Genomic DNA, 18150 nt, shown 5'->3' on the forward strand with positions numbered 1-18150 from the left:
TCGCGCGGATCGAAGATGCGGGTTTCGCAGCCCAGGGCCTGGAGGATGCGCGCGGCTTCCTCGACCAGCAGGCGGCTGAACGACCGCGCCCGCAGCGACCCGTAGAGCAGCAGGATGCGCGGCGGATGAGTCGACGGTGCGCCGACCTCCAGCCGTCCCAAGTCGGCCTGGGCGAGGAACTTCGGATCGAGAGCCGGGAAGTCGGTCACGGAGCCTCCGAGGGCGTCATTGAACTGAGAGATAATTCGAGCATATTGGAAATATGGAATCGAAGTCCGCTGTCAACATGCTCTCCGCCCTCGGCCACGAGGGACGCCTGGCCATCTTCCGCCTGCTGGTGAGGGGCGGACCCGATGGCGTCGCGGCGGGCGACATCGCGCGGACCCTGAACGTCCTGCCCAACAGCCTGTCGGCGAACCTGAACATCCTCTCGCATGCGGGCCTGATCGTCTCCCGACGCGAGGGGCGGTCGATCATCTACTCCGCCGACTATGACGCCATGAGCGGCCTCCTGGGCTTCCTGATGGAGGACTGCTGCAACGGCGTGCCGGAGATTTGCGCGCCGCTGGGCTCCATCGTCGCCGGCGCCCAAGGCTGCGGCCCGGCCTGCGCGCCCGGCTCCGCCTGCTGACCATGACGTTCAGTCCGGTTCGCCGCCTCGTCGCCGAAGGCCTGGGCACGGCCCTGCTGCTGGCTGTGGTAATCGGCTCGGGTATCATGGGCGAGCGGCTGGCGGGCGGGAACGTCGCTATCGCCTTGCTGGGCAACACCTTGGCCACCGGCGCGGCTCTGGTGGTGCTGATCTGGGTGTTCGGTCCGATCTCCGGCGCGCACTTTAACCCGGCGGTGACCCTGGTGGCGGCCTTGCGGCGAGACATTTGCTGGCGTCTGGCCTTGGCCTATCCGGTCGCCCAGGTGGTGGGCGCAGTGCTGGGCGTCTGGGCGGCGCACGCCATGTTCGGCGAGCCGATCTTTCAGGTCTCGACCAAGCTGCGTGGCGGCGGGGGGCAAGCCTTCGCCGAGGTCGTGGCCACCTTTGGCCTCCTCGCCGCCATCTTCGGCACGGTGCGGTTCCGGCCCGAGAGCACGGCTCTGGCCGTCGGCCTCTACATCACCGCCGCCTATTGGTTCACCGCCTCAACCTCTTTCGCCAACCCGGCGGTGACCCTGGCCCGAAGCCTGTCGGATACCTTCGCCGGGATCGCGCCCTCCAGCGTCCCCGCCTTCATCCTCGCCCAGTTCGTCGGCGCCCTGCTCGCGGCAGGCGTCTTCGGCTGGCTCCTCAAGCCGGATACGACCTCATGAGCGACCCCGCCTTCCCCATTACGATCTTCCACAATCCCGCCTGCGGCACCTCGCGCAACACCGTCGCCATGGTCCGGGCAGCGGGCTACGAGCCGCAGGTCGTCGAGTATCTCCAAGCGGGCTGGACGCGCGAGCAACTGACCGACCTCGCCAAGCGCGCTGGCCTGACGCTCCGCCAGTTGATGCGGGAGAAGGGCACGCCCGCCGAGGCGCTGGGGCTGCTGGACGACGGCGTCGGCGAGGGCCGCATCCTCGACGCCATGGTCGAGCACCCTATTCTCGTGAACCGGCCCATCGTCGTTACCCCGAAGGGCGTCAACCTCTGCCGCCCGTCGGAGGTCGTGCTCGACCTGCTGGACCGCAAGCCAGAGAGTTTCACGAAGGAGGACGGCGAGGTGGTGAGACTCTAGCCCCTACCCTGCATCTCCTCGGCGACAGCCAGGCGCCGGCGGGGCCGCGCCATGAGCCGACCTTGGCCTACCTCCAGAAAGGCGACATTCGCAGCCCGTTGCCGCGGCGCTTCGCGTCAGCCCAAGTTGGCTTCGATCACCCTCTCGACCGCCACCACGTCCCGCCAGACGCCGTCTAGTTTGCCGTGCTTCTCGTGCACGCCGACCTCCCGGAAGCCGAGTGAGCGCATCAGCCCGAGGCTGGCCTTGTTCTCGACGAAGACCCGCGACAGCAGCTTCCAGAAGCCGGCCTTCGTCGCCTCGGTGATCAGCGCGTTCATGGCCAGCGCGCCCACGCCCTGGCCGCGATGCGAGCGACGGACATAGACCGAAAACTCCGCGATGCCCGCGTAGCAGCAGCGGTCGGCATAGGAGAACGTCGCCGCGTAGCCGACGACCTGGCCGCCCTGGTCGACGACGGCGACAATGGGATGCTTGCCGTCGAACCACCCGGCGAGGTCCGCTGCTGAGCGCGGGTTGGTCTCGAAGGTGGCGATGCGGTCGACGATGCCCTCGTTGTAGATGTCGGCCATGGCCGCAGCGTCGTCGGGCGTGGCCGGGCGGGTGGCGAGCGTGGCGGCGGTCATGCGGAAGCAACCTCGTGATTCATGGCCTCGGCGGCCAGGGCGACGTGTTCGGGGATGCGCCCGCTGGCCTTGCGCTCGCTGTAGCGGTCGACGAGGTAGTCGGCCCGGTCCCGGGTCAGCAGCGTGAACTTCACCAGTTCCTCCATCACGTCGACCACACGGTCGTAGTAGCTCGATGGCTTCATGCGGTCGTTCTCGTCGAACTCCTTGTAGGCCATGGCGACCGACGACTGGTTGGGAATGGTGATCATCCGCATCCACCGCCCCAAGAGGCGCAGGGTGTTGACCGCGTTGAACGACTGCGACCCGCCGCTGACCTGCATGACGGCCAGGGTCCGCCCCTGGGTCGGCCGCACACTGCCGACCTCCAGCGGTATCCAGTCGATCTGAGCCTTCATGACGCCGCTGATGGCCCCGTGGCGCTCCGGGCTGCACCAGACCTGCCCCTCCGACCACAAGGACAGCGCCCGCAGTTCCTGGACCTTTGGATGCTCCGGGCCGGTGACGTCGGGCAAGGGCAGCTCGCGCGGATCGAAGATGCGGGTTTCGCAGCCCAGGGCCTGGAGGATGCGCGCGGCTTCCTCGACCAGCAGGCGGCTGAACGACCGCGCCCGCAGCGACCCGTAGAGCAGCAGGATGCGCGGCGGATGAGTCGACGGTGCGCCGACCTCCAGCCGTCCCAAGTCGGCCTGGGCGAGGAACTTCGGATCGAGAGCCGGGAAGTCGGTCACGGAGCCTCCGAGGGCGTCATTGAACTGAGAGATAATTCGAGCATATTGGAAATATGGAATCGAAGTCCGCTGTCAACATGCTCTCCGCCCTCGGCCACGAGGGACGCCTGGCCATCTTCCGCCTGCTGGTGAGGGGCGGACCCGATGGCGTCGCGGCGGGCGACATCGCGCGGACCCTGAACGTCCTGCCCAACAGCCTGTCGGCGAACCTGAACATCCTCTCGCATGCGGGCCTGATCGTCTCCCGACGCGAGGGGCGGTCGATCATCTACTCCGCCGACTATGACGCCATGAGCGGCCTCCTGGGCTTCCTGATGGAGGACTGCTGCAACGGCGTGCCGGAGATTTGCGCGCCGCTGGGCTCCATCGTCGCCGGCGCCCAAGGCTGCGGCCCGGCCTGCGCGCCCGGCTCCGCCTGCTGACCATGACGTTCAGTCCGGTTCGCCGCCTCGTCGCCGAAGGCCTGGGCTCGGCCCTGCTGCTGGCCGTCGTGATCGGCTCTGGGCTCATGGGCGAGCGGCTGGCGGGCGGGAACGTCGCTATCGCCCTGCTAGGCAACACCCTGGCCACGGGCGCGGCTCTGGTGGTGCTGATCTGGGTGTTCGGGCCGATCTCCGGCGCGCATTTCAACCCGGCTGTGACCCTGGTGGCGGCCTTGCGGCGCGACATGCCGTGGCGTCTGGCTCTGACCTATCCGGTTGCCCAGGTGATGGGCGCGATGCTGGGCGCCTGGTCGGCGCACGCCATGTTCGGCGAGCCCATCCTTCAGGTCTCGAGCAAGCTGCGTGACGGCGGGGGCCAAGCCTTCGCCGAGGTCGTGGCCACCTTCGGCCTCGTCGCCGCCATCCTCGGCACGGTGCGGTTCCGGCCGGAGAGCACGGCGCTGGCCGTCGGCCTCTACATCACCGCCGCCTATTGGTTCACCGCCTCGACCTCGTTCGCCAACCCGGCGGTGACCCTGGCCCGTAGCCTGTCGGACACCTTCGCCGGGATCGCCCCCTCCAGCGCCCCCGCCTTCATCCTCGCCCAGTTCGTCGGCGCCCTGCTCGCGGCAGGCGTCTTCGGCTGGCTCCTCAAACCGGACACGACAACATGACCGACGCTGCGTTCCCCATCACGATCTTCCACAACCCGGCCTGCGGCACCTCGCGCAACACGGTCGCTATGGTCCAGGCTGCGGGCTACGAGCCGGACGTCGTCGAATACCTCCAGGCGGGCTGGACGCGGGAGCAATTGACCGACCTCGCCGCGCGGGCTGGCCTGACGCTCCGCCAGTTGATGCGAGAGAAGGGCACGCCCGCCGAGGCGCTGGGATTGCTGGCGGACGACGTCGCCGAAGACCGTATCCTCGACGCCATGATTGAGCACCCGATCCTCGTGAACCGCCCCATCGTCGTCACGCCGAAGGGCGTGAACCTCTGCCGCCCGTCGGAGGTCGTGCTCGACCTGCTGGACCGCAAGCCGGAGAGTTTCACGAACGAGGACGGCGAGGTGGTCAGGCTTTAGCCCCTTACCCTGCGCCTGCTCGGTGACAGCCGGGTGCCGGCCGAGCCGCGCCAATAGCCGCCATTTGCACACCCACGCAAAGGCGACATTCAGCCCTTCGGCTTTTTCTCACGTGGAACTACCGTCGAGACGTCGATGCACCGCACGGTCGGCTGAGGGCCATTGGGATTGGCGCGGCGCGTGACCATGGCCAGCCCCTCGAGGTGCTGAAGGACAACCGGCCAGGGCTGCAAGGCGGCCCGGTCGCTGAGCTTCCAACCTCGCCGCCGCCGATGTTGATGGATGACCGGGGCGTCTATTACGCCCAGTCCTGGCTGCTGACCCACTATGTCTGGAACGACAAGGCCCGGCGTGGGCAGCTGAGCCGCTACCTTGCGGCCGTGCGCGAGGGCGGTGATCCCATGGCGACGTGGACCAAGGTCTACGGCCAGGACAGCAAGACCCTGGAAAAGGCCCTGCTCAATTACATGGACAACCTGCATGGGGTCGAGCTGAAGCGTGAACCGCCGCCGGCCCCGGAAATCGCCTTTTCGCGCCTGCCAGAGGGGGCCGACGACCTGATTTTGGAAGTCCAGCAACTCAAGCGGGACATTCCGCCGGCCGAGGCGGCCGCCTTCCTGGCCAAGGTGCGCAAGATCGCCGCCAAGCGGCCCAACGAGTTTTACAGCCGCCGAGTTCTTGCCCGGGCCGAATGCGACCTGGGCGACCGTAAGCAGTGCGAGGTCATGCTGAAGGCGTTGCTCGAGGAGCGCCCCCAGGACCTGGAGGCACTGCAAATCATGGCCGCCAGCCGCCTGTCCTCGGCTCGCCAGGCCGTCCGCGACAAGGCAAGCCGCGACGAGGTGCAGGCCATCTACGCCGATGCCGCCAAGTACCTGGGTCGGATCCACAAGATCGACCCCAATGACTACATGGCGCTGTTCGGCTACGCCCAGACCAAGTCGCTTGAGCCGGTTCCGTCCGAAAACACCCTCAACGTCATCGTTCGGGCGGCGGAGATTGCGCCACAGGCCTCACTGATCCGGATGACCGCCGCGCGGATGTTCATTCAGGCCAAGGCCTATGCCGAGGCGTGCGAGATGATGGCCCCGGTGGCCGGCAACCCGCACGGCGGCCCACGCGCCAAATACGCCGCCCAGCTTATGGCCGAGCTGAAGGACAAGGCGGACGGTGAGGCACTGCCCGTTGGATCGCAGGCGGCCATTTTCGCGGAAAAGGGGTAATCGTCGCAAGGCTGGTCGCTTTAGCGGCGCGACGGCAGGCGACAGCGTTCGTCGGCGCCGCTTGGGACGCAGAGCGTTGAGAGGGAGTGCGCCATTATCAGACGTTGACGTCCTTCCACTAAGGCGAAGTTTGGCGCGGCGGTTGACTGCCCATCTTGGAAGGGCCCACTTCCCTGCAACTGATCAAGCATGTAGGTCTAGATCATCTTGCTGCCGCTCCGCCAACTTTTGCGCAGGAGGCGGTGATTCACTCGGCAAAGACCGGCGAAGGAAGGCAAACGGCCGCACTGCGACGGGATCGAGCTCGATCACAAACTGCAGCAGAACTCGATGCTTGTTAGCGCTACATTGCCTTGATCATTTCCCAGGTGGCTGTGCGCTCTTGCGCTTGAGCGCAAAGCTTGGGCGTTCGCTCCGCTCTCGCCCGCACCACGCTGCCATAGCTGCGGCCCCCTCGTCGCTTGTGTAATCGACTGATGCGGCTTCCATAACTTCGTATTTATTCGCCGTGCGGGGCGGCGCCTGCAACCAATCGAACGCGATCGTAGGCGGATAGTCCGCGTCAGGTCGAAGGGCAATGATATGTGTCGCAGGCTGCGCCAAGGCGTTCAGACGCACCGCGCGGTCGGCGACTTTGGCGACCATGTCGGCCGGTTCGGCGAAGACCTCGGTCAAATCGACATGCGCCAAAGCCACCTTCGCATCCGGCGGCAGGCTTTGCCCGATCTCGTGGCGATATTGCCATGCAAGGACTTGCGATGCAGCTTCAAATTGAAGATACGCCCTTCGGTCACCCCAACCGCAACCGTTCACAGTCCACGATACGCCTTCCGACCCGACGTGCGTGGACTTGATTACGACAGCTGGGTGCGCGGGGTGGCCTCGAACCGTGAAGACGTAGATCCGTCCATCGCCCTCGACAGCATACACAAGTACCTTCGCCCAAAGGCAGGCTTGAGTGGACCCCCGGACTCTGTTGGCTGGATCGCCTCGTAGCCAGCGATGGAGCTTATGCCAGCCTTGGCATAGTCGAGAAACGACTTATACCCTGCCGAGCAATTAGGTCGTGTCAAATCGACGAACCCGGGCTTCTTTGGGTAAGGTTCAAAGCCCGCCGAGCCTTCGGGCTTGCATGAAGAGGTGAGCAGTCCGAGGACAGCGAGCCAGACCAAGGGATTTCTTAAAGTTAAGTGCATAGCGAAGGTTGGCACGGGAATGGGTCAGCGCGGAGTGCCGCCCGCCGCGCGGACGCGATCGGCCTTGCCATGCGCGGCAAGCCATCGATGGATGTTATCTTTCTGAGCTGCCCTGGACGTATCGGGGGAAAGGTCACAGCCCGCAACCGGTTGCAGCACGTAGAGCCCCGCGAATGCGAGGTAATCGAACAAATCGCTGAAACGTCGAGCAGCCCAGTGCGTGAGACTGCTTCTCGCGCACCCACGATCGAATTGGCCGATGCGTACTCGAGCACGGGCCATGACGCTCGCATGAGAGGGCGGCCGGCTAGCCTCAAGGCATGCCTCAAGTTGCGAACTCGACTCGCGGCAAGCGGCATGGAATTCAGCCGCGTCGCCTTCAATCGAGATGCGACGAAGGCAGTCGTCGATGTCGACTGCGGATCGTGGCTGCTCCATCGCTCCACGCCTCGTGAGCGATGGCGTATCGAAACTACCTACATCTCCGCCCATGGCTGCCATGCGATGCAATAGCTTGGTTTGTGAGGCTACCACTTCACGGTTAATGTGAAAGCGCAGAACCTGCGGTCGGCATTCCTCAAGCAGCCGGACGTTTAGCCCGCCGGGTGCAGAGCGAGACCGCCTCTTGGGCGACATTCATGGGGTCCGCTCAAGGCGCTCACGGGCTGGGAGGGACAGCTTGCGGCCTCGAACCAACGGTACCCAAACCATGCCGCAGCCAAACATTATCCCGCCTCAAAAAACCAAAGCGGAGAGGTAGAGTAGGATGTTCGACAGAACGCCGCCGCCGCGGTGTTCGGCGAAGGCGGCATCGACGGCAAAGAAATGCAACGCGCCAGACAACATCGTTGCGACGAGAGTACAGAGCCCAACCCAGATTGCTTTCAGTGATCGTGGAAGTAGCAGGCCAATCAACCCCGCTGTCTCAGGCAAGGTATCGGCTTGATCCGCGAGCTTGTAGTGCGGGACGTTTCTAAGCCACTGCGCCGAAACCCGATAACCGCCGATAAAGGCGACAATACCAATCGCAAGTGTGACCAGTCCGGCGGCCTAGACCATCGTAGAGCTCATCGGCGCAGCGCCCTATCGACCACGTAGCTACTCATGTCGGTCTGCCAACACCTTCTACCTCATCGCCTTCCAGTGAGTCAGCAATTCTCTAGTTGAGAAAGATAACGACCACAACTTTCAGATACAAGTGCACGACAAGGTGTGAATGGTTAGTGAAGTCCGCCACCCGCCCTCCCGGCCTTTGCTGCGACCGCGTCCGACCAGATCGCGCCAATAGCTGCCGTTAGCTGGCCTCTGGATTGCCTCCTCGGAGGTTCACAAACGGTAGCGAGACCGACCGAGGCCCTTCTGACCTCTTAGGAAGGATCACCGCTCCAAAGCGAGCTCATGAGCGCTTGGCGGCTCCAGGCTCCAAGCCGAAGGCGCCAATCGTTCGTGCTGACGCTAAGGAACCGCTTCCTGGCGCCGAGATTTCTCCCCCGCACGACAGGGAGAAAACCATGCTCAGATCCGCGATTACCCTCGCCGCCGCCGCAGCGCTGTTGACGGCCTGCGGCCCCAAGGCCGAGACCGCCGACAAGGCGGAGGGGCCGGCGGTTTCGACTTCGCAAGAGCCCCGCAACACGGCCGTCGACACCACGCCGACGACGGGGGACGCGGGCCCCACCGCCGGCGCCAGCTCCTTTACCGAAAACCAGGCCAAGGGGGCCATCGAGTCAGCCGGCTACACCGCCGTGGGCCCGCTGACCCAGAACGGCGATGGCCTGTGGCAAGGCAAGGCGACCAAGGACGGCAGGGAGACCAGCGTCTCGGTCGACTACAAGGGCGCGGTCACGGCGCAGTAGCCGCTCGCCCACGCCCGAACTCATCAAAAAACTCTGAGAGGAACTCGCCATGACCAGAACCATCACGCGCCTGTTCGACACCCATGCCCAAGCCCTCGACGCGGTCGAAGACCTGCAGCGGGCCGGCGTCGACGACGACCGCATCAGCCTGGTGTCCAACAACGCCGACAATTGGCATGCCGGCGACTGGCGCACCGGCCGCAGCTTCTCCAACGGCCCCCTGGGCGACGCCAACCGGGACGGCGAGAACGACGTGGCCGAAGGCGCCGGCAAGGGCGCGACCACCGGCGGCCTGATCGGCGGCGGCGCGGGCCTGCTGGCCGGCCTGGGAATGCTGGCCATTCCGGGCCTAGGTCCGGTGGTGGCGGCCGGCTGGCTGGCCTCCACGGCCGTCGGCGCGGCGGTGGGCGCGGTCGCCGGCGGGGCCACGGGCGGCCTCCTGGGCGCGCTGAAGGAAGCTGGCCATGACGACGCCGAGGCCAATGTCTATGCCGAGGGCGTTCGCCGCGGCGGGACGCTCGTCAGCGTCCGGGCCGACGAGGACCGGGCCGGCGAAATCGAGCGGATCCTCAACGGTCGGCGCGGCGTCGACGCAGTCTCGCGCGGCGCGCTTTATCGCCAGTCTGGCTGGTCCCGGTTCGATGAGTCCACCGATCCCTACACTGTCGAACAGGTGCGGCGCGAGCGCGATCTCTATCGCGGCGAAGAGCGGTCCTTCGCTGGCGGCGGCGATACCGAGATCGCCGAGGACGAGCAGCGGCGGCGCGAGACCGAGAGCCGCCCTGGCCTGACGCCCGGCGCCTAAGCGCGGCGAGGCGACCGCTGAGGAGCCCCGGGCCAAGGCCCCGGGGCTTTTCCTTGACCGCAAGCCTTTCGGCCGCGCCGCCGACCGGGCTATGCGGCGGCCTGGTCGCCGCGCCGGCCTGCGAACCCGGCGATGGCCTCCAGCAGGGCCGCGGGACGCAAGGGCTTGGCGATGTGCAAATCGGCGCCCGCGGCGAGGCATGCGGCGACGTCGCTCTGCGCGGTGTTGGCGGTTAGGGCGATCACGGGCGTGCGGCGCTGTCCCAGAGCCTTCTGCCGGGCGCGCAGCAGGCGGGTCGCCGACAGGACGAGCTTGTTCCAGCCGCGGTAGCCGGGCGGATTGACGGCGTGGACGATAACGTTCGCGCCCCTGGCCGCCGCAACCACGGCGTCGCGGTCCATGGCGTCCCCGATTACGTAGTCCCATCCCGCGCGAGGCGCGGATCTGGCGGGGGCGCGAACCAGGGCGCGGACCTTCCAGCCGTGACGGGCGAGCGCCGCGGCGGTTTCGCCGCCAACGCCGCCATTGGCGCCGAGAACCAGGGCGGTGCGGGTTTCAACTTCAGTCATGACGGGCTCCTCAAGCGATTGATGTCGTGAGGATGCCCGCGGCCTTGCCCATCAGAAATTGACAGAATTTGCCAGTCAGCTAGTCGATTTTTTATGAGTATGCCCGCCGCCGAGACGATCGATTGGGAACAGCAGCGCGCCTTCCTGTCGGTCTTGCGCGAAGGCAGCCTCTCGGGCGCAGCCAGGATGCTGGGAACCGCCCAGCCGACCGTGCGCCGCCGGATCGAGGATCTGGAGCGGCATCTTGGCGTGGCGCTCTTCACGAGGTCTCCGACGGGGCTGACGCCGACGGCGTTGGCGCGCGAGCTGGCCGCGCCCGCCGAAGCCATGGCGGCCGCAGCCGCTGCGTTCGCGCGTACGGCCTCGGCCGAGGCGGGCGCGGCCGCCGGGGTGGTGCGCATAACGGCCAGCGAGGTGATCGGCATGGAGGTGCTGCCGCCGATCCTGGCCCGGATCAGCAAGGCGCATCCCGCTTTGGTCTTCGAACTAGCCTTGACCAACTTGGCCGAAGACCTGCTGCGCCGCGAGGCCGACATCGCCGTGCGCATGATCCGGCCAGTCCAGGAAGCCTTGGTGGCCAAGCGCGTCGGGACCATCGCCCTGGGCCTGCATGGTCACAAGGACTTACTGGACGCCTGGGGCCGTCCCGCGTCCCTGGCAGAGGCCAAGGCCCTGCCTCTCGTCGGTTTCGAGACCCCAACAGCTGGCGTGCGCGCGATCAAGGCGGCGAGCGGGGTCGATCTTGGCCCCGAGGACTTCGCGTTTCGCGCCGATAGCGATCTGGCTCAGTTGGCGGCGATCCGCGCCGGCCTGGGCGTGGGCTTCTGCCAGTTGGGCCTGGCCGCGCGCGACCCGTCGTTGGAACGGGTTGTTCCCGACCTGGCCATCGGCCTGGAGACCTTCGTGGTCACTCATGAAGACCTGCGCGACGTGCGCCGCATCCGCATCGTGTTCGACGCCCTGGTCGAGGGCCTGACGACTTATGCACGGGCCGGTAGTCCGACATAGGTCGCCGAGCGCCCGGTGAGCCCTCCGTTAACGGCCCGCGAGCACGAGATCGCGCACCGCCTCGGCTACGCCCGTGGCCGATTGCGGGTTCTGGCCCGTAACCAGTTTACCGTCGACCACGACCTTAGCGGTCCAGTCCGGCCCGGTCTGATGGAGCGCGCCGCGGGACTTAAGCTTGCTGGCCAGCAGGAACGGGACGGTCGCGTCCAAGCCGACCGCTCGCTCCTCGCTGTCGGTGAAGGCGGCGAGCTTTTTGCCCGCTACGAGGTAATCGCCGCCCGTCAGCCTGACGTCCACGAGGGCCGCCGGTCCATGACATACGGCCGAGACCACGCCGCCCTGTTCATAGACGGCGCTTGCCACGCGCTGGACCGCCCCGTCGCCCGGGAAATCCCACATCGCGCCGTGGCCGCCGGCGAAGAACACCGCCGCGTAGCGTCCAGGATCGACTGCCTCAAGGCGCATTGTCATGCGCATGGACGCTCGGAAGCCTTCGCTCTTCCAGTAGCGGGCGTTGACCGGATCATCCAATTCGAGCCCGTCAACCGGCGGCTCGCCGCCCTGGATGGACGCAAACTCGACGGGGATCTTCGCGGCCTCGAACACGGCCAACGGATGGGTGACCTCGGAGAGGAAGTAGCCGGTCGGAGCCCCGCCCGGCCCCTTCTGGCCATGACTGGTCACGACGATGAGGACCGGCTTGGGCGACGGCGGTGCGATCTTGGGGTTTGCGGCCGCCAGCTCCAGGGCGGCGGCCATGGCGATGAAACTCATGGACGGTCTTTCTTGTCAGGAGGGCGAAAGCGGCGAGCGCCGCGGCCGAGGACGCCCGGCCGCAGGAGCCTCAGCCGCCTCACTCGAGCCGCGTGGCCCGAAACAGGCTGAAATCGGCGATCATCTGGCCCGCGCCGCTGGCCTGAAACCGCTGGATGGCGGCCCCCTGCATGTGCGCGCGCCAGTGGGCTTCGCTCTCCCAAGTCTCGGTGAAGATCAGGATGCGTGGGTCGTCCAGCGACTGGTTGAGCTCATAGCGAAGGCAGCCAGGCTCGCGGCGGGTCTCCTGCACCAGCCGAAGCTGCGCCGCGCGCAACTCGGCCTCGCGTCCCTCCGCCGCAGCGGCGACGGCGATCACTTGCAAGGGGGCGGTCATGACTAGGCCAGCGAATTGATCAGGCCGCCCTCGACGCGGATCGCCGCGCCGTTAGTCGCGGCCGAGATGGGACTGGCCAGATAGGCCACCAGACTGGCGATCTCTTCGGCCTCGATCATGCGCTGGAGCAGAGACCCCGACCGAGCGCCGGCGAAGAACTCGGCTTCGGCTTCTTGCGCCGTCGCGTCGGGCTTGCTGGCGACGCTCTTGAGGAAGGCGACGATGCCGTCCGAGCGCGTAGGGCCCGGCATGACGGAGTTGACCGTGACAGCCGTTCCACGCGTCAGGCCCGCCATGCCGCGCGCGATCGACAGCTGCGCGGTCTTGGTCATGGCGTAGTGGATCATGCCCGGATCGACGGCGACGCCGGTTTCGCTCGACACGAACACTACGCGGCCGGTCCTGCGCTCCAGCATGCGCGGAAAGTAGTGACGGCTGAGGCGCACGCCGCTCATCACGTTGATGTCGAAATAGCGCAGCCAATCGGCGTCGCTGATCTCCGCGAAGGGCTTGCTCTCGTAGATGCCCAGGTTGTTGACGAGGATGTCGACGTCGGCGTGCTTGGCGATGACGGCGGCTGCGCCCTCGGCGGTCGTGACGTCGGGCGCCACGCCGGTGACGGACAGCCCCGAAGCGCTGCGCACGTCCTGGATCGCCGTGTCCAGTTTGGCGGCGTCGCGGCCGGTCAGAACGACATGGGCGCCTTCTTCGGCCAGCTTGCGGGCGATCTCCAGGCCGATGCCGGCCGTCGAACCGGTCACCAGTGCGGTCTTGCCTTTGATCTTGAGGTCCATTTGGGGTCTCCAATCTGCGATGCGCACTAGGTAGATCCCGGACAGGCAGCTAACTACGTCCCCATTAGGAACAGCGACTATTCCCAGAGGGACGCAATGCCGCGCATTCTTATGGAGCGATCAGGGGAGATGGAGGTGTTCGCGCGCATCGTGACCGATGGCGGATTTTCCGCGGCCGGGCGCAGCCTGGGTCTCACCTCATCGGCCGTGTCAAAGGTCCTGGCCCGTCTGGAAGCCCGGCTAGGCGCCCGGCTTCTCACCCGCACGACGCGGGCCGTGAGCCTGACCGAAGAAGGCGCAGCCTACTTCGAGGCCGCTCAGAGTATCCTGCGCGAGATGGCCGAGGCCGACGAGGCGGCCGGCAGCGGCGCGATCCGTGGCAGCCTGTCGGTCAATGCAACCCTGCCCTTCGGTCGGCTCGTCGTGGCACCGGCGATACCGTCATTCCTGGAGCAGAATCCTGGCGTCACCGTCAGTCTCAGCTTCACCGACGACGTCGTCGACCTGTTGGCGCAGCAGGCGGATGTCGCCGTGCGCATGGGCAACCTGCCCGACAGCGCGCTGATCGCCCGCAAGCTCGGCCAGAGCCGCCGCGTCATCTGCGCCGCTCCCGACTATCTGGCGCGACGCGGTACACCGAGCACGCCCGCCGACCTAAGCGCTCACGATTGCCTGACTTTCAACTTCCGGCGGGCCAGGCCGGGTTGGCCCGTCAAGATCGACGGCGCAGTGAGCGAACAGGCCGTGGCAGGCTCGATCAAGGTGAACAACGGTGAGACCCTGCGGCAGATGACGCTGCAGGGCTGCGGCGTGGCGCGCCTGGGCTACTTCCACGTCGCCGACGACATCGCCAAAGGCGCCCTCGTGCCGTTGCTGGAGACATTCAATCCCGGCGACCTGGAACTGATGCATGCCATCTATGTCGGAGGTGGCCCAGCACCGGCTCGGGTGAAGGCATTCGTCGACCATCTGGCGAGATGGGTTTCTAGTTTGTCGTTGTTCGTATGAGGGGGAGCATCGAGTGCGCCCTGCAAGCTAGGAGCGGGGCTGCGCCAGTTGCCGACGTTGGCACCTCTCCAAGAACACGACTTTTAGCCCGCCATGCGTACGGGCGAGATCGACCTTTAACGGCCCTTCCAATTGGCGGCTGCTGAGATGGAGGCCATAAACGCTTTCAGGCCTAGCCCGCCAAAATCGTGTGGTTCGCGAACTTCTATCGTGGTCTGCGCTCACATCCGATCCGCCACCCCTCGCCATCTTGATCGACCTGCGTCACCTCGAACTCGGCGTCGTAACAGTCGCGGGTCGTCAGGGTGATCGCATCGCCGCACGCCGGCAGCGGCGCCCCGGCGGGCGCTCGGATCAGGACTGTGCCAAAGCGCCCAGCCTGACCGGGCCGAAACTGATAGTGGAATGGCCCGAGCGTATCGGGCAGGCCCCGGTGGCTTCTGCGCGCAGTCACGACCTCACCCGCCGACCCTGTCGATGCTGAAGTGCTGCTCGACGAGCGTCGCGGCGCCGAAGATCGTCATGAACGCGATGTCCGCAGCGTCACGGCCTGTCGCGACCCGAACAAGACCCTCGAGCGGAGCAAGGCCGGAGGGGTCGACCAATCGCCAGCGGCCACCGAGATAGATCTAGGCCACGGCATGGAGATCGGGCGGCTCCAGCCTCCACGCGTACCCGCTGACAGCTCGAGCCGGGATATTGCCCGCCCGACAGAGCGCGATCGCCAAATGGCTGAAGTCTCGGCAAACGCCGGCGCGGTCGACGAGAGTGTCGACCGCTGTCGTCGCGGCGTGACTGACCCCGGCGCGATAGTCCACATGCTCGGCGATCCAGGCCAGGATCGCGGCGACCTTTTCCCCGCCGCGCAAACCGCCGACCTCCCGCTCGACGAAGCGCATCAGTCGATCCGAGGGGCTGTAACGGCTGGCCCGAAGGTAAGGCAGCACTTCACTCGGCAGGTCTGCGATCGCCGTTTCCTCCGCGCCAGCCAGCCCATGATCGGACGCCGCCGTCTCGACCGTGGCGCGATAGAGCGCGTTGATCCTGCCCGAAGCTGCGAACACCGTACGGCGCTCGCCTGTCGACGGGTCATCGATACGGCGGGCCGGTGCGGGCGGCCAGAAGGTGAGCGCATCCGACGTCACCTGCTGGTCCCGCCCGTGCGCGGCTTCGACCAGCAGAAGAACTTCGCATGGCGCTGCAAAATCGTAGGTGAGGGAGGCTTCGACCTGGAAACGCATGCACGCCCTTCAGGCGGCAACGCCGCCGCTCACGCGATGCCAGCGCGAGTTCAATGAAAATAAATAGAGGAAAGGATCCGGTCGATCCTGGCAATGCCTTCAATATAATTGTATGATACGAAAATATAAGGTGCGGCGATGATTTTTCCGCCGCGCCATAACATCGCCGAAAATTAAACGGGATCGCTGGTAAATCCTTCGATAACAGGGACGCGTCATTCGGTTTCACCTCTTCAAGGGAAGGAAACATCCAGATGCTGTCTCACCATCAGCGCAATCTCCAAGTCATGATGCTGTCTCATGACCTTCAGCGCCTGGCTGATCGATTTCTGCCCGATCCCAACGCGGCTCGGTTCCTGGTCCACGAGACCCTGATCGACGCCTTCGCTGCGCCATCTGATGCCCGGCCGATGGCCGCCCGAGGGCGGGATCTGCGCCGCGCCATGATCGCGCGTTTGCGGGCCAGCCGCAGCCCATCACGGCGCCCCGGCCATCAACAGCGTCGCTGAGCTGCGACACCAGGAGTCGCAGATGCCCGAACCTGTAGACCTCACCGCAACCTCACAGGTGCTGAGCCTTGTGCCGGACGCCGCGTGCGACACTGGGCCCAGCCAGCTGTCGCTAGGCGCCTACCGCGCGCTTCGCCAGTTGGAGCGTCGCCTGCGCACCGGAGCGCTCGATGCGGTCAATATCCGGCACGTCCAAGAGCTGGCCGTGCTCGGCCTTGCGCACCATGGCCGTGGTGGCTGGCGCCCGACTAACGACGGCCTGAACTACCTTGGCAAGCACCAGGACCGGAACGGTCCGGACTGAAGCCGCAACCGCTTGGCGAGGTGATGCATGAGCGAGGACCTGCTGCGCCTTCGCGACGAATGCGACCAGCTTCGCCAGCGCTGCGATGAACTTCAGCGCCAGTTGAACGACCTGACGTCGCAAGTTGGCGGTCTGACCGACGAGCTTGGGCGTCGTTTTTCCGACGAAGCGTTCAACGCCTCGCGCCCTTCCCGGCATCGCGATGCCTAGTGCGGTCGCCAGCCACTATCGGCCCCGACAACAGGACACCCATGAAACAGCCCCCGATCGATCGCATTGTCATCACGGTCTGCCGCAACGACGGCCTATGGGCGGCGGAAGAGGCAGGTCTCTTCTTTGGCGCCTCGCCCGACAAGGATATCGCCAAGGCTTCGGCCATGCGTCGGGCCAGAAAGCGAATTGAGGAAGGCCATGCCTGCCAAATCCGGATCTCCGGCGAGAATGGTTTCGCGATCTAAAACGGAAGAGCTTTGCAAGGTAGCGCGCCAGCTACATGTGCTAAGTCATCGCGCCGTCGACTTCCGCTGCGTTGCTGTGAGGTGCAACTCTGATCTTGCCCTTACAGCCGGCGACCTAACCGTTCTCACCAAGAGGTGAGCCAATGTCTTGAAGTCATCCGCTTGGCCAGTGAGCGATGGCAACTTCCATGCCATCTCACGCCAGTTGCGGTCGGTGGGACAGTTCCGAGGACTGGACGCTCCAACCGGCCGTGAAGCACCATCCTGCCTGCGGCCGTGCTCAAAAACATGCGCTACCGTTTCGCCGTAGGGGCGCGCCCTTCTCGGGCCTGGCTTTCGCCGCATGATCTCAGCTTTCTAGAAAGCCAAGCCGCGAGGATCTTGCGCAACTTTCAGTATCGGCGTCTCGCCATCTTCTGAAAGCGGGAGAGTTATCACGCAGCATACGCCCGACGCGGCAAAATCCAGCCGAGCCTCGCCGCGGGCGTCGGCGAAGACCCGCGACAGAAGTCGAGCACCAAATCCGCGCCGTTCAGGAGGGCTCACTGGCGGCCCCCCAGATTCCCGCCAAAGAAAGTTTAGGAAGCGCTGCCCTTCGCCATCGTGAGCATCGGTCCAGCTAACCTCAACCCGGCCGCCGGGGCGGTTTAGCGCTCCGAACTTGTTGGCGTTGGTAGCCAGTTCATGCAGCGCGAGCGAGATCGCGACCGCGAGGTTGGGGCTCAACCGGACAGGTGGACCGGAAATCCCGATAACAGGCTCAGCGACCTGAAACGGCGCAACAGCCTTGCCGACCACCTCGGCAAGATCCGCGCTAGCCCAGCTCTCCTGGGTCAGTACGTCGTGAACTTTGGAGAGCGCCATCAGCCGTCCCGTCAGGCTCTGCCGCGTGCCCGCTGCGACGCCGCCGGCGCGCAGGGTTTGCTCAGTCACCGACTGGACGGTCGCAAGAGTATTCTTGATCCGATGGTTGAGCTCGTTGAGAAGGAGAATGCGATGCTCGGCGGCCAGCTTGGCGGGCGTCTCGTCACGCATGATCTTCAGCAGCGCGCACTCTCCCGCATGCTGGAACGGCACCATGACCCCGTTTGCCCAGAACCATTCCTTATCCCGCCGGACATGCCAGCGGCTGTCCTCGGCGCGGCCACGGTTAAAGGCCGTGCTGATCTCGAGCGCGCCGACGCCCGCCGCAAGATCCGGCGCCGTCAGGAGAATATCGATGCTTTGACCGATCGCCGCACGGGGCGTGTAGCCAGTTATTCGCTCGGCTCCCGGGCTCCAACTGGTGATCATCCCATCGGGAGTCAGCGTAAGGATAGCGAAGTCCCGTGCATTCTCGATGATCAGGGCCGCGAGAGCCGGGTCGGTGAGCACAGGTGAGCCGATCATTTTAGGGAACTGGTTTGACAACGCTTGGATGTGGCTTCGGCCCCATCATCTCTCGGATTTTG

Annotated in this window: 26 protein-coding genes; 15 read left to right on the forward strand and 11 right to left on the reverse strand. The window is 65.8% G+C overall.

Going from position 1 to position 18150, the window contains the following annotated elements; genetic code table 11:
- Nucleotides 1–209, reverse strand: a 209-nt coding sequence (locus DDF67_RS12980) for an NADPH-dependent FMN reductase (RefSeq protein WP_199229222.1), incomplete at its 3' end; no start/stop codon positions are given.
- A 53-nt stretch (nt 210–262) separates the two neighbouring features.
- On the opposite strand from DDF67_RS12980, the gene DDF67_RS12985 reads away from it, so the two are divergent.
- Genes DDF67_RS12985 through arsC (DDF67_RS12995) form a run of 3 tightly spaced genes read left to right on the forward strand, consistent with a single transcriptional unit; the run spans nt 263 to nt 1715 of the window.
- Complete coding sequence (locus DDF67_RS12985) at nt 263–631, forward strand: ArsR/SmtB family transcription factor (protein ID WP_109101306.1); 369 nt, start codon at nt 263–265, stop codon at nt 629–631.
- 2 nt (nt 632–633) lie between these two features.
- A complete protein-coding gene (locus DDF67_RS12990; RefSeq protein WP_109101307.1) occupies nt 634–1305 on the forward strand; it encodes an MIP/aquaporin family protein in 672 nt (223 codons plus the stop codon).
- Nucleotides 1302–1715, forward strand: a complete 414-nt coding sequence (arsC, locus tag DDF67_RS12995) for an arsenate reductase (glutaredoxin) (protein WP_109101308.1) — start codon at nt 1302–1304, stop codon at nt 1713–1715. Before DDF67_RS12990 ends, arsC (DDF67_RS12995) begins: the two co-directional genes overlap by 4 nt.
- Before the next feature lie 116 nt (nt 1716–1831).
- On the opposite strand, the gene DDF67_RS13000 is transcribed toward arsC (DDF67_RS12995), so the two are convergent.
- Nucleotides 1832–2341, reverse strand: a complete 510-nt coding sequence (locus tag DDF67_RS13000) for an arsinothricin resistance N-acetyltransferase ArsN1 family A (protein ID WP_109101309.1) — start codon at nt 2339–2341, stop codon at nt 1832–1834.
- Nucleotides 2338–3072: an arsenical resistance protein ArsH gene (arsH, locus tag DDF67_RS13005; RefSeq protein WP_109101310.1), complete on the reverse strand. Its 735-nt coding sequence runs from the start codon at nt 3070–3072 to the stop codon at nt 2338–2340. Before arsH ends, DDF67_RS13000 begins: the two co-directional genes overlap by 4 nt.
- Before the next feature lie 53 nt (nt 3073–3125).
- Here arsH and DDF67_RS13010 point away from each other — a divergent pair, with 53 nt between their 5' ends.
- From DDF67_RS13010 to DDF67_RS13025, 4 genes are all read left to right on the forward strand, one after another.
- Nucleotides 3126–3494: an ArsR/SmtB family transcription factor gene (locus DDF67_RS13010; protein ID WP_109101306.1), complete on the forward strand. Its 369-nt coding sequence runs from the start codon at nt 3126–3128 to the stop codon at nt 3492–3494.
- Nucleotides 3495–3496: 2 nt separating this feature from the next.
- On the forward strand, nt 3497–4168 hold the full coding sequence (locus tag DDF67_RS13015) for an MIP/aquaporin family protein (protein ID WP_109101311.1): 672 nt from the start codon (nt 3497–3499) through the stop codon (nt 4166–4168).
- Nucleotides 4165–4578: an arsenate reductase (glutaredoxin) gene (arsC, locus tag DDF67_RS13020; RefSeq protein WP_109101312.1), complete on the forward strand. Its 414-nt coding sequence runs from the start codon at nt 4165–4167 to the stop codon at nt 4576–4578. Before DDF67_RS13015 ends, arsC (DDF67_RS13020) begins: the two co-directional genes overlap by 4 nt.
- A 203-nt stretch (nt 4579–4781) precedes the next feature.
- A complete protein-coding gene (locus tag DDF67_RS13025; protein ID WP_146198024.1) occupies nt 4782–5801 on the forward strand; it encodes a tetratricopeptide repeat protein in 1020 nt (339 codons plus the stop codon).
- Nucleotides 5802–6158: 357 nt separating this feature from the next.
- Here the strand turns inward: DDF67_RS13025 and DDF67_RS25335 are convergent, their stop codons facing one another.
- Nucleotides 6159–6614 (reverse strand): hypothetical protein, encoded by a 456-nt coding sequence (locus DDF67_RS25335; protein ID WP_146198025.1) that lies wholly within the window; start codon nt 6612–6614, stop codon nt 6159–6161.
- 1894 nt (nt 6615–8508) lie between these two features.
- Between DDF67_RS25335 and DDF67_RS13030 the strand changes: the two genes are divergently transcribed.
- A complete protein-coding gene (locus DDF67_RS13030; protein ID WP_109101314.1) occupies nt 8509–8853 on the forward strand; it encodes a hypothetical protein in 345 nt (114 codons plus the stop codon).
- 49 nt (nt 8854–8902) lie between these two features.
- Nucleotides 8903–9658: a hypothetical protein gene (locus tag DDF67_RS13035; protein WP_109101315.1), complete on the forward strand. Its 756-nt coding sequence runs from the start codon at nt 8903–8905 to the stop codon at nt 9656–9658.
- A gap of 89 nt (nt 9659–9747) precedes the next feature.
- Here the strand turns inward: DDF67_RS13035 and DDF67_RS13040 are convergent, their stop codons facing one another.
- Nucleotides 9748–10227, reverse strand: coding sequence for an NAD(P)H-binding protein (locus tag DDF67_RS13040; RefSeq protein WP_109101316.1), 480 nt, complete (start codon nt 10225–10227; stop codon nt 9748–9750).
- A gap of 93 nt (nt 10228–10320) precedes the next feature.
- Here DDF67_RS13040 and DDF67_RS13045 point away from each other — a divergent pair, with 93 nt between their 5' ends.
- The gene (locus DDF67_RS13045; RefSeq protein WP_109101317.1) at nt 10321–11235 is read left to right on the forward strand and encodes a LysR family transcriptional regulator; all 915 of its coding nucleotides are present in this window, start codon (nt 10321–10323) and stop codon (nt 11233–11235) included.
- Nucleotides 11236–11262: 27 nt separating this feature from the next.
- Here DDF67_RS13045 and DDF67_RS13050 read toward each other — a convergent pair whose 3' ends face one another.
- The 3 genes from DDF67_RS13050 to DDF67_RS13060 form a co-directional block, all read right to left on the reverse strand.
- Complete coding sequence (locus DDF67_RS13050; RefSeq protein WP_199229223.1) at nt 11263–12009, reverse strand: type 1 glutamine amidotransferase domain-containing protein; 747 nt, start codon at nt 12007–12009, stop codon at nt 11263–11265.
- Nucleotides 12010–12088: 79 nt separating this feature from the next.
- The gene (locus DDF67_RS13055) at nt 12089–12385 is read right to left on the reverse strand and encodes a putative quinol monooxygenase (protein WP_109101318.1); all 297 of its coding nucleotides are present in this window, start codon (nt 12383–12385) and stop codon (nt 12089–12091) included.
- Between the two features lie 2 nt (nt 12386–12387).
- The gene (locus tag DDF67_RS13060) at nt 12388–13179 is read right to left on the reverse strand and encodes an SDR family NAD(P)-dependent oxidoreductase (protein WP_109101319.1); all 792 of its coding nucleotides are present in this window, start codon (nt 13177–13179) and stop codon (nt 12388–12390) included.
- 96 nt (nt 13180–13275) lie between these two features.
- Here DDF67_RS13060 and DDF67_RS13065 point away from each other — a divergent pair, with 96 nt between their 5' ends.
- The gene (locus DDF67_RS13065; RefSeq protein ID WP_109101320.1) at nt 13276–14187 is read left to right on the forward strand and encodes a LysR family transcriptional regulator; all 912 of its coding nucleotides are present in this window, start codon (nt 13276–13278) and stop codon (nt 14185–14187) included.
- A gap of 458 nt (nt 14188–14645) precedes the next feature.
- Here the strand turns inward: DDF67_RS13065 and DDF67_RS26080 are convergent, their stop codons facing one another.
- Both DDF67_RS26080 and DDF67_RS13070 read right to left on the reverse strand, forming a co-directional pair.
- Nucleotides 14646–14792 (reverse strand): hypothetical protein, encoded by a 147-nt coding sequence (locus DDF67_RS26080; RefSeq protein WP_233247648.1) that lies wholly within the window; start codon nt 14790–14792, stop codon nt 14646–14648.
- Between the two features lie 24 nt (nt 14793–14816).
- Complete coding sequence (locus DDF67_RS13070) at nt 14817–15428, reverse strand: transglutaminase-like domain-containing protein (RefSeq protein ID WP_233247649.1); 612 nt, start codon at nt 15426–15428, stop codon at nt 14817–14819.
- A gap of 254 nt (nt 15429–15682) precedes the next feature.
- Between DDF67_RS13070 and DDF67_RS13075 the strand changes: the two genes are divergently transcribed.
- From DDF67_RS13075 to DDF67_RS13090, 4 genes are read left to right on the forward strand one after another with little or no spacing between them, the layout of a single operon-like run.
- On the forward strand, nt 15683–15937 hold the full coding sequence (locus tag DDF67_RS13075; protein ID WP_109101321.1) for a hypothetical protein: 255 nt from the start codon (nt 15683–15685) through the stop codon (nt 15935–15937).
- A gap of 22 nt (nt 15938–15959) precedes the next feature.
- On the forward strand, nt 15960–16241 hold the full coding sequence (locus DDF67_RS13080; RefSeq protein ID WP_233247650.1) for a hypothetical protein: 282 nt from the start codon (nt 15960–15962) through the stop codon (nt 16239–16241).
- 27 nt (nt 16242–16268) lie between these two features.
- Entirely contained in the window at nt 16269–16451 is a 183-nt protein-coding gene (locus DDF67_RS13085) for a hypothetical protein (RefSeq protein WP_109101322.1), read from the forward strand.
- Between the two features lie 41 nt (nt 16452–16492).
- Nucleotides 16493–16699, forward strand: a complete 207-nt coding sequence (locus DDF67_RS13090; protein WP_109101323.1) for a hypothetical protein — start codon at nt 16493–16495, stop codon at nt 16697–16699.
- 357 nt (nt 16700–17056) lie between these two features.
- On the opposite strand, the gene DDF67_RS13095 is transcribed toward DDF67_RS13090, so the two are convergent.
- The gene (locus DDF67_RS13095; RefSeq protein ID WP_158278043.1) at nt 17057–18073 is read right to left on the reverse strand and encodes a sensor histidine kinase; all 1017 of its coding nucleotides are present in this window, start codon (nt 18071–18073) and stop codon (nt 17057–17059) included.
- Between the last annotated feature and the right edge of the window lie 77 nt (nt 18074–18150).

It is taken from the genome of Caulobacter endophyticus (assembly GCF_003116815.1).
GTDB classification, from domain to species: Bacteria; Pseudomonadota; Alphaproteobacteria; order Caulobacterales; family Caulobacteraceae; genus Caulobacter; species Caulobacter endophyticus.

Bases quoted from the DNA above. Each gene is read 5' to 3' on its own strand.
- DDF67_RS13055 (WP_109101318.1), bottom strand. From the start codon at position 12,385: ATGACCGCCCCCTTGCAAGTGATCGCCGTCGCCGCTGCGGCGGAGGGA.
- DDF67_RS13070 (WP_233247649.1), bottom strand. From the start codon at position 15,428: ATGCGTTTCCAGGTCGAAGCCTCCCTCACCTACGATTTTGCAGCGCCA.
- DDF67_RS13040 (WP_109101316.1), bottom strand. From the start codon at position 10,227: ATGACTGAAGTTGAAACCCGCACCGCCCTGGTTCTCGGCGCCAATGGC.
- DDF67_RS13080 (WP_233247650.1), top strand. From the start codon at position 15,960: ATGCCCGAACCTGTAGACCTCACCGCAACCTCACAGGTGCTGAGCCTT.
- DDF67_RS13075 (WP_109101321.1), top strand. From the start codon at position 15,683: ATGCTGTCTCACCATCAGCGCAATCTCCAAGTCATGATGCTGTCTCAT.
- DDF67_RS13000 (WP_109101309.1), bottom strand. From the start codon at position 2,341: ATGACCGCCGCCACGCTCGCCACCCGCCCGGCCACGCCCGACGACGCT.
- DDF67_RS13035 (WP_109101315.1), top strand. From the start codon at position 8,903: ATGACCAGAACCATCACGCGCCTGTTCGACACCCATGCCCAAGCCCTC.
- DDF67_RS13010 (WP_109101306.1), top strand. From the start codon at position 3,126: ATGGAATCGAAGTCCGCTGTCAACATGCTCTCCGCCCTCGGCCACGAG.
- DDF67_RS13065 (WP_109101320.1), top strand. From the start codon at position 13,276: ATGCCGCGCATTCTTATGGAGCGATCAGGGGAGATGGAGGTGTTCGCG.
- DDF67_RS13030 (WP_109101314.1), top strand. From the start codon at position 8,509: ATGCTCAGATCCGCGATTACCCTCGCCGCCGCCGCAGCGCTGTTGACG.
- arsC (WP_109101312.1), top strand. From the start codon at position 4,165: ATGACCGACGCTGCGTTCCCCATCACGATCTTCCACAACCCGGCCTGC.
- DDF67_RS13060 (WP_109101319.1), bottom strand. From the start codon at position 13,179: ATGGACCTCAAGATCAAAGGCAAGACCGCACTGGTGACCGGTTCGACG.
- DDF67_RS13015 (WP_109101311.1), top strand. From the start codon at position 3,497: ATGACGTTCAGTCCGGTTCGCCGCCTCGTCGCCGAAGGCCTGGGCTCG.
- arsC (WP_109101308.1), top strand. From the start codon at position 1,302: ATGAGCGACCCCGCCTTCCCCATTACGATCTTCCACAATCCCGCCTGC.
- DDF67_RS13085 (WP_109101322.1), top strand. From the start codon at position 16,269: ATGAGCGAGGACCTGCTGCGCCTTCGCGACGAATGCGACCAGCTTCGC.
- DDF67_RS13090 (WP_109101323.1), top strand. From the start codon at position 16,493: ATGAAACAGCCCCCGATCGATCGCATTGTCATCACGGTCTGCCGCAAC.
- DDF67_RS12990 (WP_109101307.1), top strand. From the start codon at position 634: ATGACGTTCAGTCCGGTTCGCCGCCTCGTCGCCGAAGGCCTGGGCACG.
- DDF67_RS12985 (WP_109101306.1), top strand. From the start codon at position 263: ATGGAATCGAAGTCCGCTGTCAACATGCTCTCCGCCCTCGGCCACGAG.
- DDF67_RS13050 (WP_199229223.1), bottom strand. From the start codon at position 12,009: ATGAGTTTCATCGCCATGGCCGCCGCCCTGGAGCTGGCGGCCGCAAAC.
- DDF67_RS13045 (WP_109101317.1), top strand. From the start codon at position 10,321: ATGAGTATGCCCGCCGCCGAGACGATCGATTGGGAACAGCAGCGCGCC.